Annotated in this window: 18 protein-coding genes; 9 read left to right on the top strand and 9 right to left on the bottom strand. The window is 44.7% G+C overall.

Annotated features, from left to right (window positions below):
• Positions 1-142 precede the first annotated feature (142 nt).
• The 6 genes from AACQ17_RS06875 to recR all read left to right on the top strand — a co-directional run bounded on the left by AACQ17_RS06875 (position 143) and on the right by recR (position 5890).
• On the top strand, positions 143-1261 hold the full coding sequence (locus tag AACQ17_RS06875) for a response regulator (protein WP_017044561.1): 1119 nt from the start codon (positions 143-145) through the stop codon (positions 1259-1261).
• 332 nt (positions 1262-1593) lie between these two features.
• A complete protein-coding gene (locus AACQ17_RS06870; protein WP_017044101.1) occupies positions 1594-1959 on the top strand; it encodes a YbaN family protein in 366 nt (121 codons plus the stop codon).
• Positions 1960-2116: 157 nt separating this feature from the next.
• A complete protein-coding gene (gene apt, locus AACQ17_RS06865; RefSeq protein WP_013857239.1) occupies positions 2117-2662 on the top strand; it encodes an adenine phosphoribosyltransferase in 546 nt (181 codons plus the stop codon).
• Positions 2663-2683: 21 nt separating this feature from the next.
• Positions 2684-4828 carry a DNA polymerase III subunit gamma/tau gene (gene dnaX / locus AACQ17_RS06860; protein ID WP_094147133.1) on the top strand — a complete coding sequence of 715 codons (2145 nt, stop codon included), beginning with the start codon at positions 2684-2686 and terminating at the stop codon, positions 4826-4828.
• Positions 4829-4910: 82 nt separating this feature from the next.
• On the top strand, positions 4911-5240 hold the full coding sequence (locus tag AACQ17_RS06855; protein WP_013857237.1) for a YbaB/EbfC family nucleoid-associated protein: 330 nt from the start codon (positions 4911-4913) through the stop codon (positions 5238-5240).
• A 50-nt stretch (positions 5241-5290) separates the two neighbouring features.
• A complete protein-coding gene (recR, locus tag AACQ17_RS06850) occupies positions 5291-5890 on the top strand; it encodes a recombination mediator RecR (RefSeq protein ID WP_013857236.1) in 600 nt (199 codons plus the stop codon).
• 77 nt (positions 5891-5967) lie between these two features.
• Here recR and AACQ17_RS06845 read toward each other — a convergent pair whose 3' ends face one another.
• A complete protein-coding gene (locus tag AACQ17_RS06845; protein ID WP_013857235.1) occupies positions 5968-6216 on the bottom strand; it encodes a YkgJ family cysteine cluster protein in 249 nt (82 codons plus the stop codon).
• A gap of 158 nt (positions 6217-6374) precedes the next feature.
• Between AACQ17_RS06845 and AACQ17_RS06840 the strand changes: the two genes are divergently transcribed.
• The gene (locus tag AACQ17_RS06840; protein ID WP_017047805.1) at positions 6375-6815 is read left to right on the top strand and encodes a YcgN family cysteine cluster protein; all 441 of its coding nucleotides are present in this window, start codon (positions 6375-6377) and stop codon (positions 6813-6815) included.
• A gap of 22 nt (positions 6816-6837) precedes the next feature.
• On the opposite strand, the gene AACQ17_RS06835 is transcribed toward AACQ17_RS06840, so the two are convergent.
• From AACQ17_RS06835 to gap, 5 genes are all read right to left on the bottom strand, one after another.
• Complete coding sequence (locus AACQ17_RS06835) at positions 6838-7188, bottom strand: hypothetical protein (protein WP_017044563.1); 351 nt, start codon at positions 7186-7188, stop codon at positions 6838-6840.
• 150 nt (positions 7189-7338) lie between these two features.
• Positions 7339-8274, bottom strand: coding sequence for a ChaN family lipoprotein (locus AACQ17_RS06830; protein ID WP_017050212.1), 936 nt, complete (start codon positions 8272-8274; stop codon positions 7339-7341).
• A gap of 58 nt (positions 8275-8332) precedes the next feature.
• Positions 8333-9154 (bottom strand): 23S rRNA (guanine(745)-N(1))-methyltransferase, encoded by an 822-nt coding sequence (gene rlmA, locus AACQ17_RS06825; protein ID WP_094147132.1) that lies wholly within the window; start codon positions 9152-9154, stop codon positions 8333-8335.
• 119 nt (positions 9155-9273) lie between these two features.
• Positions 9274-10158: a D-hexose-6-phosphate mutarotase gene (locus AACQ17_RS06820; protein ID WP_094145647.1), complete on the bottom strand. Its 885-nt coding sequence runs from the start codon at positions 10156-10158 to the stop codon at positions 9274-9276.
• 155 nt (positions 10159-10313) lie between these two features.
• On the bottom strand, positions 10314-11309 hold the full coding sequence (gap, locus tag AACQ17_RS06815; protein ID WP_010317219.1) for a type I glyceraldehyde-3-phosphate dehydrogenase: 996 nt from the start codon (positions 11307-11309) through the stop codon (positions 10314-10316).
• 337 nt (positions 11310-11646) lie between these two features.
• On the opposite strand from gap, the gene msrB reads away from it, so the two are divergent.
• Entirely contained in the window at positions 11647-12051 is a 405-nt protein-coding gene (msrB, locus tag AACQ17_RS06810; protein WP_013857228.1) for a peptide-methionine (R)-S-oxide reductase MsrB, read from the top strand.
• 47 nt (positions 12052-12098) lie between these two features.
• On the opposite strand, the gene AACQ17_RS06805 is transcribed toward msrB, so the two are convergent.
• A complete protein-coding gene (locus AACQ17_RS06805; protein ID WP_094129524.1) occupies positions 12099-12923 on the bottom strand; it encodes a DUF2989 domain-containing protein in 825 nt (274 codons plus the stop codon).
• A gap of 101 nt (positions 12924-13024) precedes the next feature.
• On the opposite strand from AACQ17_RS06805, the gene AACQ17_RS06800 reads away from it, so the two are divergent.
• A complete protein-coding gene (locus tag AACQ17_RS06800) occupies positions 13025-13309 on the top strand; it encodes a YeaC family protein (RefSeq protein WP_013857226.1) in 285 nt (94 codons plus the stop codon).
• Positions 13310-13401: 92 nt separating this feature from the next.
• Here AACQ17_RS06800 and ansA read toward each other — a convergent pair whose 3' ends face one another.
• The gene (gene ansA / locus AACQ17_RS06795; RefSeq protein WP_013857225.1) at positions 13402-14415 is read right to left on the bottom strand and encodes an asparaginase; all 1014 of its coding nucleotides are present in this window, start codon (positions 14413-14415) and stop codon (positions 13402-13404) included.
• Positions 14416-14535: 120 nt separating this feature from the next.
• The gene (sppA, locus tag AACQ17_RS06790; protein WP_094167547.1) at positions 14536-16386 is read right to left on the bottom strand and encodes a signal peptide peptidase SppA; all 1851 of its coding nucleotides are present in this window, start codon (positions 16384-16386) and stop codon (positions 14536-14538) included.
• Between the last annotated feature and the right edge of the window lie 122 nt (positions 16387-16508).

The following is a 16508-nucleotide window of genomic DNA, read 5'->3' as shown; positions in this document are numbered from 1 at the left end:
GCCCATATATATAGTATGCAACCGAGTTACAAAGTGGAACATTTGTATAAATCTTATTTTGCGACTACTTTATAAAGTAACCTATCAATTTATCCTATAACAATAAAATGACTGCTTTTTAAAAGCATTGTGAGGCAGGATTATGTATAAATCTCACATTCAGGCTAGTGAGTTCTTGGCGAAAAAACCTTCAGATAATCAGCATGTCGAGCAAAAACTGATCATGCTCGTTGATGATGACCCAATTTTTAGGCGAATAACCAGTGGTTATTTGTCGGCTCAAGGCTATAAAGTGCTTGAAGCTGAAAATGGCTTAGAGGGGTTGCGCAAGTTAAAAGATGCGGAGCCTGACCTTGTTGTGTGTGACTTAGCAATGCCAGTACTGAACGGCATTGAGTTTGTTGAAGAGGTGAGCCTTGAGTATCCCTCGCTGCCACTGATTGTGGTCTCTGCAACTGATGAAATGGCTGATGTTGCAAAAGTGCTGCGATTTGGTGTTAAGGATTTTCTTCCTAAACCGATTGGTAACCACCAGTATTTAAGCAGTGCAATAGAAAGTACGCTCGAAGATACGTTTAGCCGTTTATCTGATCAGCGCGATTTTTCGACGCAATGGTTCCGGGTCGATGATGGTGGTGATATTCCAGAAGAACAAGAGTTGCATTGGCATCTGGAGTATTTACGAGAAAACCCCAGTACCGCGAAAGATTTGCTGCACGCGTTATTACCAGAAAAGGATACTTCACAAGGTAGTTGGAAGTGTAGTTACCGTCTTTTACAATCGGCGGATGTGATGCCGCTGGTATTTGACTATGCGTGGTTGATGAACGGGCAGTTTGCCTTTTACTTAGTCGATTCAGATGCCCATTATGAAAATAGTGTGGCTTCAACATTGCTCGTTCGTGCTCTGTTTCACGATTATCTTCGCAACTTAAAAAGCTTCAGTGCCGATCTGAAAGACCTTGCCGACATACTGGAAAAAGGTATTGAATGCTCAGAGTGTGCTAATCCAATCAACGCGGTATTCGGTATTGCGGATTTAAGCGAAGGTACACTCTCTATCCTGCCAGCTGGGCTCGACAGTCAATGGTCAAATGGCTACTTAACTCAACATATTGCCGCGGGTGTTAGCCTTGGGCAGAACTGTTTAAAAAACTTTATCACCAAAGATTTACCGATCAACTCAACTTGTCAGCTATCAACTAATCGCTTAGGTTCGAGTAGTTTCAAACTCAATATTTATCAAGGTGGCAGCAGTTAATAACCTTATCTTTAGTCGGTGTTTGCGGTGATTTGTTTGAGGTATAGTTCGCGTCTAGAACAACAATCACCCAATTCGTTTACGTTACATTAACTTTGTTTATGGTGCCAAAAACGAACGGAGTCATCCAACACTAGAGAAGTTATGATGGAAGAGCAGAATTTTACAGAACCTTACAACATTTTTTATTTTTTAGGCTTTATTGCCGTACTTTCGATCCCTACATTGCCAGCAATACTGACTTGGATCCGTGTGTTTAATGGTTATTCAACTTTCTGAGTTGGATAGTACGTTGGGAGTTCACCATCAATATTCGTCATTTTCTTCTTACGGTGGCTGGTGGGCTCTGCCTGCTGTTAGGTGTGATAGGCATATTCTTACCGCTACTCCCCACAACACCTTTCATACTCCTTGCTAGCGCTTGCTTCTTACGAAGTAGCCCTCGTTTTCATGCTTGGTTGCATCAACATCAGACGCTAGGCCCAATACTGGATAATTGGCAGCAACATGGCGCTGTTTCGCGGCAAGTGAAACAACGGGGATGTTTGTGGATTATTCTAAGCTTTATTTTTTCCATCTGGGTTGTCCCGCACTTTTGGCTCAAAATTATGTTGTTTACTATGCTTGTGGTCCTGATCACTTGGTTTATTCGACTTCCCACTCATGAGCAGGTTGCTAACCAACAAGAAAATCACTAGCATTATGGGGAAGTGTGCCCATTCTTCGAATGGGCGTTTGTTTTTTCAGCGGCTAAGATATTGTGGCTTATCTATGTTGCTGAGAGCTCACGCTCTATCATTCTGATACGTAAATGTATCGTGAGAAATGAAGAGCCAATCTAAGTAAATGTAAGTTATGACAACCGAAACTATCTCTTTGATCAAATCGAGCATTCAAAGCATCCCTAACTACCCAAAACCTGGCATTTTGTTTCGTGATGTAACTAGCCTGCTAGAGGATGCAAAAGCCTATCAAGCAACCATTGCTTTATTAGTCGAAAAATATAAAGACATGGGCTTTACCAAAGTTGTGGGTACAGAAGCGCGTGGTTTCCTATTTGGTGCGCCATTGGCTTTAGAGCTTGGTTTGGGGTTTGTACCTGTACGTAAGCCGGGTAAGTTACCACGCGAAACGTTAGCCCAATCTTACGAATTGGAATACGGTACTGACACATTAGAAATTCACGTTGATGCGATCAAGCAAGGTGATAAAGTGCTGGTGGTGGATGATCTACTAGCAACGGGTGGTACGATTGAAGCGACGACTAAATTGATCCGCCAGCTTGGTGGTGAAGTTGAGCACGCGGCTTTTGTCATCAACCTGCCTGAAATTGGCGGAGACAAACGTTTACAAGGTTTGGGCCTGAACGTTTATAGTATTTGTGAATTTGAAGGTCACTAAGCTAATCAACTGGACGTACTCATGAGTTATCTTGCCTTAGCGCGAAAATGGCGACCAACAAAATTTAATGAGGTGGTGGGACAAGCACATGTCTTAACTGCACTAGAAAATGCGTTGGCCCAAAATAGATTGCACCATGCGTATTTATTCAGCGGTACACGTGGTGTAGGCAAGACGACGATTGGTCGCTTGTTTGCCAAGGGGTTAAACTGTGAAACAGGTATTACGGCCACACCTTGTGGCCAATGTGATACTTGCCGAGAGATTGACCAAGGCCGTTTTGTTGATCTTTTAGAAATAGATGCGGCATCACGAACCAAAGTCGAAGATACGCGCGAATTACTTGATAACGTGCAGTACAAGCCTGCTCGCGGTCGCTTCAAGGTGTACTTAATCGATGAAGTGCACATGCTGTCGCGCCACAGTTTTAACGCTTTGCTTAAAACGTTGGAAGAGCCGCCTGAGTATGTGAAATTCTTGCTCGCTACGACAGATCCGCAAAAGCTGCCGGTTACGATTTTATCGCGCTGCTTACAGTTTCATCTTAAGCCGATCAGTGTTGAAAATATCCACGATCAGCTTGAGCATGTTTTAGCGGCAGAGCAGATCCCTTGTGAAGCGAGAGCATTAAGAATGATCGCTCATGCTGCCGATGGCAGTATGCGTGATGCACTTAGCTTAACTGATCAAGCGATTGCACTAGGTAATAACCAGGTGATGGCCGATGTAGTCGCCCCAATGCTTGGCACGCTAGACACAGATCAAGCACTCCATTTACTGCAAGCCATTAGCAGTAAACAGCCTCAAACGGCGATGGATAGCGTTGCACATTTAGCACAAAATGGTGTGGATTGGGATGGATTACTACAACAACTCTCGGCGCAGTTACACCGTATTGCGATGTATCAAGCGTTGCCAGCAACACTGGACAAAACCCAACCTGACTCAGAGAAAGTGCAACTGCTTAGCAAAGCACTGAGCCCACAAGATGTGCAGCTCTATTATCAAATTGCTTTAAAAGGACGTGAAGATTTAGCACTCTCGCCAACCGCTCGAACGGGGCTGGAAATGATTGTGCTACGTATGATGGCGTTTCGTCCTGCTTCGGTATCGTTGGTGAATACGTTCAGCACTGAAGTGAGTTCAGATGTCGCAGTGCCAAGCCACGGCACTCCTTCACTACAACCCGCATCAGCGGCAACGCCTCTAACTGAACCTAAGCAAACGTCGGCGGCTCCCGTATCGGACAGTCAGGTTAATGAGCCACAAAGGCATGAGGATACTCAGCCTGATTATGGCATCGTTCAAGATTACGATAACCGTTATGCGGATATGAATGATGACATGTCCAGTGCAATGGAATATGCCCCAGAATCGTATGAGCCTGCACCAGTTCCTCAACCACCGGCACCTTCTTCAGCTCCACGTCCCTCACCGATTGCAGGGCTGCGACACCAGTTGCGTTCACAGCGCCAAGGGGTTGCTCAGTCAGCAAAAGGAGTGAATGAAACAAAGAGCAACGAGACAAAAAAGCCTAATGCGGCATCGACTAAATCTGAATCTGTGCTTGAGCGTGTTGCCTCGCATGGAAAATCAGCTCGAGTGTCGCCTTTGTCAACATCCGCTCCTGAAGCTGCCCCAACCTTGGACAACGAGCCTTATCAGTGGCGTCCAACGCTGCAACCTGTGGTGGTTGAGCAACAAAAAACAGAGCTGACACCGACACAAATTAAGCAAGCGCTAGAACATATTAAAACGCCAGAGATGGCAGAAAAGTTACTTGCAGAATCGATAGAACAAGATGAGTGGGCAGCTCTGATCCACCAGCTCGATATTGCCAAGTTAGTGGAACAATTAGCACTTAATTCTGTCTACCACAAATCGGGCTCATCAATTGAGCTAGTGCTGCGGCCAAGTCAGGCCCATCTTAATACCGATAAAGCACAAAGCGAGTTGTTAGAAGCGCTCAATGAGACATTAGCTGAAGAGTGCCACCTTAGCGTGACAATTGGTGAGCAAGGTGAGACTCCATTGGAGCTTAGAGAGCGTCTTTACCAACTCAAATTAGAGCAAGCATTGAACAGCTTGGAGGCCGACCCTCACGTAATGTTCTTCAAGCGACGTTTTGATGCGGAACTTGATCGCGACAGTGTGCGGCCGATTTAATCAATTAAGCGAGTGTGGGGTTGAATCTATATGTTATGACCCCACCTTATGTGAAACACTCAATTCAACCAGAGAGATAAACATGTTTGGTAAAGGCGGTATGGGCAACCTAATGAAGCAAGCCCAACAAATGCAAGAGCGCATGCAAAAGCTACAAGAAGAAATTGCGAATATGGAAGTGGTTGGTGAGTCTGGTGCTGGTCTGGTAAAAGTGACCATTACTGGTAGCCACAGCGTACGCCGTGTAGAGATTGATGAAAGCTTAATGGAAGACGACAAAGAGATGCTAGAAGATCTGATTGCCGCCGCTTTCAATGATGCTGCGCGCCGCGTGGAAGAGACTCAAAAAGAAAAAATGGCTTCTGTCACTGGCGGTATGCAATTACCACCAGGTATGAAGATGCCGTTTTAACGAACGACTTTTTAACAAACAACCTTTTTAACAAACAAAATAGGTTACTAATGCGTACCAGTCATATGCTGGAGCATTTGATGGAGGCCTTACGTTGTCTGCCTGGTGTGGGTCCCAAGTCAGCACAGCGTATGGCCTTTCATTTGTTACAGCGCGATAGAAAAGGCGGCTTACAGCTCGCCGATGCTTTAAGCCAAGCCATGACAGAAATTGGACATTGCAGTGAATGTCGAACTTTCACTGAAGAAGAAACTTGTCATATTTGTAGCAACCCTAAGCGGCAGGATAATGGCCAACTCTGTGTAGTCGAAAGCCCTGCTGATATTGCGGCCATTGAGGCTACAGGCCAATATTCTGGACGTTATTTTGTTCTGATGGGGCACTTATCACCTTTAGATGGTATCGGCCCGAGTGATATTGGTTTAGATACGCTGGATTACCGTTTGCAACGTGGTGGCATTGCCGAAGTCATTCTTGCAACTAACCCAACCGTTGAAGGTGAAGCCACCGCGCACTACATTGCGGAATTATGTCGCGCCCATCAAGTTTCTGCGAGCCGTATTGCTCATGGTGTGCCTGTTGGCGGTGAGCTTGAGCTTGTTGATGGCACGACGCTATCACACTCTTTGCTTGGCAGACAAAAGCTGTAGCACCTTTCGAATCATTGCCCTAGCTGCTGGGGCAATTTTGAGTGACGCCATCAATTAAGGCAAACAAAGCAGTGCCATCAAGTGATTTTTTCGAGTTCGGTAATGTTGCTCAAAGCTTCTTGGTTCGTGTTGCCACAGACCATCGGGCAAGGTTTAAATTCGTGGCATACTTTTGGACGTTCAGGCTTACCAAATAACTTGCACAAATTAGCGTCATTAAGTTGAATGCAACGTACACCTGCTGGCTTTCCTTGCTCCATACCCGGGATGGAGGAAGAAATACTAGGAGCGATACAACACGCACCACAACCAAGTCTGCATTCCATAATTGAGTACCAGTAAAAAGAAAAGGGTGACGATCCTAGCAGATGTGACCGAAGTGTACAGCAATAGCTTCCTAAATTAACAAGCCGTTTTTATCCTTGAACTTTGGTTGGTGTGGAGGTATAACACGCACCCCATTCGTTAAGTAAGATAGAGACTCATGAACACACCATTCTGGCAAAATAAGAAATTAGAACAAATGACGGAATCGGAGTGGGAGTCGCTTTGTGATGGATGCGGTAAGTGCTGCTTACACAAGTTAATGGATGAAGACAGTGATGAGGTCTATTACACCAATGTCGCTTGCAGTTGGTTAAACAGCGATACCTGCTCATGCAAGGATTATCCAAACCGTTTCAATTCTGGTGAGGAGTGCTTAAAACTGACGCGTGATAAAATTGATGAATTTAACTGGTTGCCGGATACGTGCGCCTATCGTGTACTGTCAGAAGGCAAAACATTGCCGCAATGGCATCCTTTGATTACCGGCTCCAAAGAGGCGATGCACGCCGCGCAAGAAAGTGTTCGCAACAAAGTCGTTTATGAGATTGATGTTATCGACTGGGAGGACCACATCATCAATCATCCAAACCGCAATTAATATCCAATAGAAATCTAAAAGACTAGAGAAGCAGTAACAAACCTCCTACTGTTGCCGCGGCGGAAAAATATTTCCCTGCGGAATAGGAGCTATCGTCTTCTTCTGGTTTTTTATCTGGATGATCTAACCCCAAAGCACCATGAGCAAATGACTCCACTTTGCCTGTCACGGTTTTCTCTTTGTTTTCTAACTTACTCTCTTTGTCGAGTTGTTGCAGCGCTGCGAGCAAGGCTTTGCCTTCATCAGACAAAGTGACGGTATTCTGCTCCACTTTGAGCGGGGCAGAGGGGGGGGATGCCGCTGTAGAATTTGCTTGAGCTTTAACTTGCTGGAGTGAATGCAGTTGCGCTGAGCTTGTCCCTACCGGTGTCATACTTCTCTCCTATAAATGCCATCAGTTAATGTATCGACAGATTTATGAAAAACTTGTGCAAAAAATTCGCAATTTGTATGAGGTATGTACAAGCAAAAAACGCGCCTACTTTATATGAAAAGAATAAGCAGGCCCGTTATTCGCCGCTAATTAGTCGCAAGTGAGATCTGTGTTGCGATTCTTTATCTGTTGATAGGCTTGCATGCGATGCTCTGCTTGAACATAGGCGGTGGGAATTGGCAGTACAGTGAGTTGGAAATCAGGATACGACGTCTGGGTATCCTCTACGGGCGTGATGATGGCAATCTTTAAATCAGGATTTCGACGAAGGATAGAATGCGCCGTGCCTAAACCCTGCTCGGTGTGGAACTTGCCTGCGATGTGCATCACCTGATCTGTCGGGTGGTTTTGTAAATAATCCACCATGCTTTCTGCCATCGTTTCATCCCAAGTGAGCTGAGCTGCGTACTGTTTTTCAGTTTGCTCTTTTGAACCGTGGTGCATTGATTCCATGAACTTCGCTTTGTAGGGAGAGGCTGAGGTGTCAATTTGGTGTGCAACCTGAGCCCGCTCTACTGGCGTTAATTTATCAAGGTATTTGATTCCCACTTTGCCGATACAACGTACGAAAGGTTTAGGCGCATTAGCGGCAATGACATTCAACTGCTGTGATTTTGCAAATTCAACCAGTGGGCGGTAGTCACTTTGGTAGTTTGGCCACGCTCTGGTCTGAGAAATAAGGTATTGTTCGCCGATTTCTCCTGCTAGATAGCGGTTCAGTATCTCTTGTTCATCGCGTGAAAATTGTTCCATAGACAAGGCTACATGGGTGTTTTCGCGGCTGAGTTGTGCCAATAGCTCGGTTTGGAAGCGATGAATGGCTGGGTGTGTATGCCACTCACCGACTAAAATGATATCGGCATTTTTTATCTCATTCGGCAGCGAATTGAGATTCAATGGTTTGCCGCTAGGGGTAGATAATTGGTAGTCATAAAAGTGAGCAATGGGCTTCGGCTGGTGCGAAGCACAGCCAAAAAGTGGTAATAGTAGAGCCAGAGAAGTAACTAAGCGCATGAGGGTCTCCATTTTGAATTTGGCATAATAATGGAGACACTGTGGATTTGCAATATAATGAGAATTATTATCAACTAACTTTGCGGTAAACGCTGATCATAAAATCGGCCTCACAATTAAATTGCTCAGCTTGCTTTAATTGCGCTCTTAGCTCATCACTGGCCCGCCATGCAAACGGCGTCATCTGTAATAAATCAAAAGCATCGTTACCGCTTAATGTCATGGTGTAGTGCAGTTTTTGTTGCTCTATTAATGTAAACCCAGCTATCTCTTCTGCGGTTTCATCATGCAGTTGAACATTAGGATAGATCCCTTCTTTTAACTGATAGAGGTGCCTTGCTGCGGGTGTAACGGTAATCACTACTCCTTGGTTTTGAATGCAGCGGTAAAGCTCTTGCGCTTTACAGGGCGCATAAATTCGTAATATACCGGCTAGGGAAGCATCGTCAAAGGGCAAGCGGTGGCTGGAGGCGACGACAAAGTTGACCATAGGGTAGCGCTTTGCTGCATAACGGACGGCGATTTTAGAGATATCTAACCCATAGGTGACCGATTGTGTCGAGTGTTGTGCAAGCGTTTGAGCGACAAATTGGGTGTAGTAACCTTCGCCGCAGCCGATGTCTAAAAACTGATAAGAAGAATCTTGCAGATACTTACTGCACAACTGAGCGACCGTCTGACGCATTAGATCGTAATGTCCACCTTCAAGAAAACGGCGACGAGCTTGCATCATCTCTTTATTATCACCCGGATCTTTTGAGCGTTTATGATGTGCAGGCATCAAATTGACGTAGCCCTCTTTGGCTATATCAAATTGATGATTATTTTCACATTTCAATATTTGCTGCTGTTGCAACAGAGGTTGCTGGCAAAGGGGGCACAGATACGCCATGAAGATCTCGCTTGAAAAACAAAGGCGCCAGTTTAGCGTCTGCGGCTAGAAATAAAAAGGACAGCGTGATTTCACTGTCCTCAGCATGAGTATGATGACGGAAAATTCGCCAAAAAAGCTTAGTTGGAAAAAACCGTCGTGACGAGCTGATGGCTTTCACCTGGTTGCAAGGTTTTTCCTGCGGACAAGCAAGGGGCATGCAGTGTAGATTCAACACACAGCATCGTTTGATAACCATCGTCAGGCATATCTGCCATTGATTGAGCGCCTTGAGCCCATGGGTTCCACAAGACGGCAGAGTTGTGTCCAGTATTTTCAACCACTAACGTGCGATTCAAAACAGGATCTTGGACCTGAATTTGTGCTTCAGGCGCGGTATAGACGCGATCAATCGTATCGGTGAGGATGAGTGTTGAACCACCTTGACACATTTTTGCATCTTGTAAGCTGTCTATATATTCAACGCCCATACCTGTAGTAGTGGTCTGGGTAATATTACCAACCTTGAGGTAGCTGTGCAGCGCTGCAGAAAACGTCCATGCTTTCTCATCCGTATTGGTCGTTTCTAAAGTGACTTTTAACTTGTCACCGATTTCAACATAAAGACGGGTTTTGAATTGAAATGGCCAAATAGCCAGTGTTTGGGGCGAATGGTCGAGCCCTAACACGATAATGACGCCCTGCTCGTTTTCTCTATGTTCAATCAATGCCCATTCACTGGTGCGTGCGAAACCATGGGCTGGTGCAGCAATACGGCCAAACCATGGCCAACAAACAGGGATCCCGCCTCTTAGAGCGGCTTTACCGTCAAAAATGGCCGTGTCACTCATCCAAATGAGCTCATCTTGTCCTTTAGGAGTGAATGAGATGACATGGCCACCATGCAGTGTAATTCCGGCGGTCGCTTTGTCATGAATAACGCGAACAATTTTAACGCCCTCTTTCTCAACGATGGTGACGTTGTCAGAAAGATAAGTCAGGGTAGGGAGAGATTGCAGATCCATAAATTCGATACCTCATACCATTCCTACCGGATAAATAAGTGAGGAACGGCTCGGATTGTCTAACGCAGTCCCATTAATGAAAGGGACAGATACTAAAAAGGCGACACAATGGCCGCCTTTTTGTTCTCAACGAATTTCTTCGCTAAACACTACGATTATTTAGAAACGTGAGCGATTAGGTCTAGAACTTTGTTTGAGTAACCGATTTCGTTGTCGTACCAAGATACAACTTTAACGAATTTGTCAGTTAGTGCGATACCAGCTTTAGCATCGAATACAGATGTGTTGATTTCGCCGATGAAGTCTTGAGAAACAACTGCATCTTCAGTGTAGCCTAGAACGCCAGCGAATTCGTTTTCAGAAGCGCGCTTCATTTCAGCACAAATTTCTGCGTAAGATGCTGGGTTTTGTAGGTTAACAGTTAGGTCAACTACAGAAACGTTCGCTGTAGGTACGCGGAAAGCCATACCAGTCAGTTTGCCGTTTAGTTCTGGGATTACAACGCCAACCGCTTTAGCTGCGCCAGTTGAAGATGGGATGATGTTTTGAGAAGCACCACGACCACCACGCCAGTCTTTCGCAGAAGGACCATCTACAGTTTTTTGAGTCGCTGTAGTTGCGTGAACAGTAGTCATAAGACCAGACTCGATGCCCCACTTGTCGTTAAGAACTTTAGCGATAGGTGCTAGGCAGTTTGTAGTACAAGAAGCGTTAGAAACGATGTCTTGGCCAGCGTAAGAAGCGTGGTTAACACCCATTACGAACATTGGAGTCGCGTCTTTTGAAGGACCAGTTAGAACAACTTTTTTCGCGCCAGCAGTGATGTGCTTACGAGCGGTTGCATCGTCTAGGAATAGACCTGTTGCTTCAGCAACCACGTCAACACCGATTGCATCCCATTTTAGATCTTCTGGGTTACGCTCAGCTGTTACACGTACAGTTTTGCCGTTTACAACTAGGTTGCCAGCTTCAACTTCAACAGTACCGTTGAAACGGCCATGAGTTGAGTCATACTTTAACATGTATGCCATATAATCTACGTCGATAAGGTCGTTAATACCTACAACTTCGATGTCGTTGCGCTCTTGCGCTGCACGGAATACGAAACGACCGATACGGCCAAAACCGTTAATACCTACTTTGATAGTCATTATAGTTGCTCCACAACTTAATTTCTGATTAAAGATAACTGGTAGTAAAATTACAGAATCCAGTAAATGTCTGCAACAGATAATCGGACTTAACTTGTTTAAAGTCAAAAAAAAGCGACGCTTTTTTTCACAATTAATCGTAAGTGATTAAATTTTAAACTTTATACCGCTTCTGTTTACTTTCAGTTGGCGTAAAATACTTTAGCCTTCTAAGGCAGTTAGAAATCACATACCTACCATTTCATGGTGAGAAAGTATGTGCTACAAAGAGTGGAGTATGCAAGTTTTTGGCATAAAAAGTACCAGTGCAATATTGAGATGAAGGGAAGTTTTGTAAGTGAAATCGAAGATTGAGAATAATGTTAAGCCTGATGAATACTGGCGTGAAAGACTAACGGATGATGAGTTTTATGTTTGCCGTCAACGCGGTACAGAAGCCCCGTTTAGTGGCAAGTTATTACATAATCGTGACACAGGTGTGTACGCGTGTACCTGTTGCAGCAGCCCGTTATTTGTCTCCAACAATAAGTATGATTCGGGGTGTGGTTGGCCAAGTTTTGATGCACCGATCAATGATACTGCAATCCGCTATCTTGAAGATTTAACGCATGGAATGATTCGAACTGAGATCCGTTGTGCGGTGTGTGATAGCCATCTAGGGCATGTTTTTCCTGATGGACCTCAAACAACAGGTGAACGATTTTGTGTCAATTCAGTGTCGTTAATTTTCAACAAAAAGTGAAAAAGCGGTGAATTCATCACCGCTCTTTGTTTTATGATTACATTTTGTTAGTTGGCAAAGTCGAGAGGAATGAGCTCTGGTTTAAACTGTCCATTTTTGATCGCGTCAACGATTTTTTCGGCGATATCGTCGAGTGCATCAAATTTTTCTTGATCAAACCCGTACAGCAATTTGAGTTCTGTCTCTGAAGCAACCGGCACATTGAATGTTTTTCCTACCATCGCCCAAATGTAAGCTTTTTCTTTCTGTTTGAGAATTTGGTTGGTACTGGCAAGAGATTTGATAGCATCAAGGTTGATACTGCCTTTTGGGCTGAGTTCTAAGGTTCGATGGAGCAAATAGATTGCTTTTTCTCGATCCCGTTGAACATAAAAAGTAGCGAGTGCATACTGCATTTCGGCGTTTTCAAGCTCAGGTTTGCCTTCCAACTGGAGGAATTCCCGGCGAGCTTGCTTATCCCCAATTTGGCTCCAAAGAAAATAGAGTGTCTCTGGTGAGCGAGATTTGTGAAGCTCATCGACAATAGTCTCTAAATCATGTCCAGCGTTGACCAATGCTTCGAAGCGACGCTGTTTCAATTCGGTTTGATCGATCGCTTGTATTTGAGAAGCAAGCTCTAGACATTTTCGGTAAGCTTTTACAAAACCATATTCCTGAATTCGATTACTATCACTTGGATTCTTAAGGACCTCAAAGCGATGCCATATCAGATCGGTACGAGGAATTCGGCACTGGCCGTCATCCACGTTCAGCCGTTCACAGCGTAAATTTGGATTATCAGCACAGAGCTTTTCTGTATTTTTATTATTTTCAAAGCAACCACTTAATAATAGTGTGAAGCATAGAAATAGTATGAATTTTATCCGGTTCATCGTATTGGCTTGTGATCAAATACACTTATTTATTGGGCTTGTCTTGACTCAATATCATGGCAAGTTATGTTTGTGACGAATTCGTTAATTAAGGATAGACCATGGATGCCGATCAACTCATTAACGCCATCACCCCCGAAGCTTACAAGCGATTAATGCACGCTGTTGAAACGGGTAAGTGGCCTGAAGGTACACCACTTTCACAAACACAGCGAGATTCATGCATGCAAGCTGTGATGTTGTATCAATCTAAGCATAATGTAGAAGCGGACCATATGACAGTTGCCGCTGGTGGAGAAATCAGTTTTAAGTCAAAAAATGAGCTTAAAAAGCGCTTTCAAAACGGACAAGACGATATTGTTCGAGTCAATCCAAACCACGAATGAGTCTATTTGACTTGTACAGAATACAAAAATCCCCAATTCATTGAGTTGGGGATTTTGTTAATGAGGGGAAAATATATTGTGGGTGTTTAAAGCTATAAGCTCATTTCACCACGTAATACTTCCTGCATTTTCTGCTTCACTTCTTCATAAGAAAGATTCTGGCTCAGTAAATAGTGAAGCTTGGCTAAAGCGGCTTCGGGTGTCATGTCGTAGCCGCTGATCACGCCTGCTTCTGCAAGTGCACAGCCAGTTGCGTAACCGCCCATGTTGACTTTACCTGCTAAGCACTGAGTTAAGTTCATGACGATCACGCCACGTTCTGAGGCTTCTTTTAAATGCGCTAATAGTTGCGCATTTTGAGGTGCATTGCCCACACCAAAAGTCAGCAAAATCATCGCGTTGACTGGCTGTAATAAGGTATTGCGGATCACTTCGTGAGAGATGCCAGGGTACATGGTAATCACACCGATCGGTTGTGGTGTAATGTTATGGACTCGGAAGGCTCCTTGCGGCTGTTCGCCAACTTTAACGTTACTGCTGATTTGAATATTGATCCCAGCTTCTAACAGCGGAGGAAGGTTCGGCGAGGTAAACGCATTAAAACCATCGGCGTGTGATTTGACACTGCGGTTACCCCGCATCAACTGATTATTGAAGAATAACGTCACTTCATTGATGGGGTAATTAGCGGCGATGTGTAACGCATTAAGTAAATTCGCTTGTCCGTCAGAGCGCAATTCGGCCAACGGAATTTGTGAGCCTGTCACAATGACGGGTTTACCCAAGTTTTCCAACATGAAAGAGAGTGCCGATGCCGTGTAAGCCATGGTATCCGTACCATGTAAAATCACAAAGCCATCATATTTATCATAATTATCTCGAATATCGTTGGCGATTTGTTGCCAATCTTCAGGCGTCATGTCTGAGGAGTCAATCAGAGGGTCATATTCATGAATGGTGAACTCAGGCATTTCAGGGCGCTGAAACTCAGGCATACCTGCGAGTTGTTTTTCCATGAAGCCCGCAATAGGGACATAACCATGGTCGGATTTTAGCATGCCGATAGTACCGCCAGTGTAGGCGATGTAGATATGTTTTCTTGCCATAGCTAGAAATCACTCGTGTAGGGGAACAGAGCGGGGGATTATAGCGTATTCACTTAATATAAAAAGGGGCGCTCAACACAAAGCGCCCCAATGGTTTTTAGTCATTACAGATTGATATTGCTACTGAACTTGGCAGTTTAGGCAGAACGCATATTGCCCTTTCGGATCATTAAAATGGTTGAGTAAGCTGGCATCTTGCACCCATTGTTTTGCTACAGGTTGCAGCGACGCTGGCACTAGTGTTGATACATCAAAACCGAAGCGAACTTGCACTTGATTCATGATGTCTTGCAAGAATTGCTCAGCGGGTGAAAGGGGTTCTTCTACCCAATAAATATTGTAGGTCTCTAATTTTGCCAGTTGTGCTGCGAGCTTAATGGCATCATCAAAGTCACCCATTTGATCGACTAAACCATGATCCATGGCATCTTGTCCTGTCCATACGCGGCCTTGCGCGACCTGATCGACTTGTGCCAATGAAAGGCCACGGTTCTCTCCCACCAAACTGATGAAACGCTGGTAACCATGGTTAATGCCCAGTTGTAGTGCGTCGGCCACGCCTTTTGTTAGCCCTGTGGTGACACCGACACCAGAAAAAGGTGAGGTTCCTACGCCATCGGTATAAACCCCCAATTTGTTGAGTCCTTTTTCGAATGTGGTGATGACACTAAAAATACCAATTGAACCGGTTAACGTGGTTGGCTGCGCGACAATTTTATCCGCACTCATTGAAATCCAATAACCGCCAGACGCTGCAAGGCTCGACATTGAGACGACAACCGGTTTGCCTGCGTCTTTTAACGTTTGAATTTCATTACGAATAACTTCGGAGGCAAAGGCGCTGCCTCCTGGGCTGTCCACACGCAATACGACGGCTTTGACTTTATCATCGTTACGCGCTTGGCGAAGTAATGCGGCGGTGGTATCACCACCGACTGTGCCTCGTGGGTGATCTCCATCCATGATGGTACCACTAGCCACGATCACGGCTACATCGTCCATATCAGCGTTAAACTGTGGCCTAATGGTGGCTTGATATTCGTAGTAGCCTACGGCGTTGTAGCTATCTTCTCCATTGCTGCCAAATGTTTCGGCGAGCGATAGGCGCATTTGTTGGCGAGTAGCCAATTCATCTACTAACCCTAATTTTAATGATAAAGCAGCGAGATCACCCTCGGTCGCTTTTAATTGCGTCAGAAATTCATCCATTGATGGGTTTAACGTTTTCCCGTCAATCTTACGGTTGGTCGCTACGTCATCAACGTACGCTCCCCACAACTGCGTTAACCAGCGAGAGGCGGACTCTTTTGCCGCGTCGGACATATCGTCACGAATAAATGGCTCAATGGCTGATTTATAAGTACCGACACGGAAAACGTGCGTATTGACATCCAGCTTTTCCAGCAAAGTTTTGTAGTACATTGAATAGGCACTGTAGCCTTTTAGCATCACTGCGCCATCCGGTGCCAAATAGACTTTATCGGCGTAGCTTGCCAAGTAATATTGGCTTTGATTATAGAAATCTCCCACCGCGTAGATGGGTTTGCCCGTGGCTTTAAATTCGTTCAGCGCTTTAGCAATGTAACGTAGCTTAGTGAGGTTGGTTTCAGGCATTTCTCCAAGAGCGAGCACAATGCCTGTGATTTTCGCATCGTCTTTCGCATGGCGAATGGTCTCTACTACATCAAATAATACATTTTCTTTGGGTAAGTCTTTGCCAAAAAATGAACCAGTCATTGAATCCATCGGATTGATGTAAGAACTCTGTTCAACAATCGGTCCCGATAAGTTCATTACTAATGCGGACTCTTTTTCTATGGTAGGCAGGGGAGAATCGGCATGCACATACAAGAAATAAATCAGTGCAATACTGAGCAAAAAGAACAGGTTGGTTAAGGCTAAACGAATAAAGGTAATGATTTTCCAAAAACCTTTAAATATCAAACCGATAAATCGAAATAGTGATTTCATTGTTTCTCCACTGCGGCTATTCGCAAGCGTGTTTAAATGAATCAAGGGATTAACCTTGAGATATTAATGGCTTACATCCTACGTGATCTAGTATACCCAAACAACCGCAAGATTGATCGGTG

Source organism: Vibrio sp. V10_P2A27P122 (assembly GCF_963874335.1).
Classification (GTDB): Bacteria; Pseudomonadota; Gammaproteobacteria; order Enterobacterales; family Vibrionaceae; genus Vibrio; species Vibrio anguillarum.
Note: the sequence above shows the minus strand (reverse complement) of the source record. Positions and strands in the feature narration are given on the sequence as shown.

Excerpts from the sequence above, each read along its gene's own strand:
- AACQ17_RS06875 (WP_017044561.1), top strand. The coding sequence starts at position 143 with ATGTATAAATCTCACATTCAGGCTAGTGAGTTCTTGGCGAAAAAACCT.
- apt (WP_013857239.1), top strand. The coding sequence starts at position 2,117 with ATGACAACCGAAACTATCTCTTTGATCAAATCGAGCATTCAAAGCATC.
- dnaX (WP_094147133.1), top strand. The coding sequence starts at position 2,684 with ATGAGTTATCTTGCCTTAGCGCGAAAATGGCGACCAACAAAATTTAAT.
- AACQ17_RS06855 (WP_013857237.1), top strand. The coding sequence starts at position 4,911 with ATGTTTGGTAAAGGCGGTATGGGCAACCTAATGAAGCAAGCCCAACAA.
- recR (WP_013857236.1), top strand. The coding sequence starts at position 5,291 with ATGCGTACCAGTCATATGCTGGAGCATTTGATGGAGGCCTTACGTTGT.
- AACQ17_RS06845 (WP_013857235.1), bottom strand. The coding sequence starts at position 6,216 with ATGGAATGCAGACTTGGTTGTGGTGCGTGTTGTATCGCTCCTAGTATT.
- AACQ17_RS06840 (WP_017047805.1), top strand. The coding sequence starts at position 6,375 with ATGAACACACCATTCTGGCAAAATAAGAAATTAGAACAAATGACGGAA.
- AACQ17_RS06835 (WP_017044563.1), bottom strand. The coding sequence starts at position 7,188 with ATGACACCGGTAGGGACAAGCTCAGCGCAACTGCATTCACTCCAGCAA.
- AACQ17_RS06830 (WP_017050212.1), bottom strand. The coding sequence starts at position 8,274 with ATGGAGACCCTCATGCGCTTAGTTACTTCTCTGGCTCTACTATTACCA.
- rlmA (WP_094147132.1), bottom strand. The coding sequence starts at position 9,154 with ATGGCGTATCTGTGCCCCCTTTGCCAGCAACCTCTGTTGCAACAGCAG.
- AACQ17_RS06820 (WP_094145647.1), bottom strand. The coding sequence starts at position 10,158 with ATGGATCTGCAATCTCTCCCTACCCTGACTTATCTTTCTGACAACGTC.
- gap (WP_010317219.1), bottom strand. The coding sequence starts at position 11,309 with ATGACTATCAAAGTAGGTATTAACGGTTTTGGCCGTATCGGTCGTTTC.
- AACQ17_RS06805 (WP_094129524.1), bottom strand. The coding sequence starts at position 12,923 with ATGAACCGGATAAAATTCATACTATTTCTATGCTTCACACTATTATTA.
- AACQ17_RS06800 (WP_013857226.1), top strand. The coding sequence starts at position 13,025 with ATGGATGCCGATCAACTCATTAACGCCATCACCCCCGAAGCTTACAAG.
- ansA (WP_013857225.1), bottom strand. The coding sequence starts at position 14,415 with ATGGCAAGAAAACATATCTACATCGCCTACACTGGCGGTACTATCGGC.
- sppA (WP_094167547.1), bottom strand. The coding sequence starts at position 16,386 with ATGAAATCACTATTTCGATTTATCGGTTTGATATTTAAAGGTTTTTGG.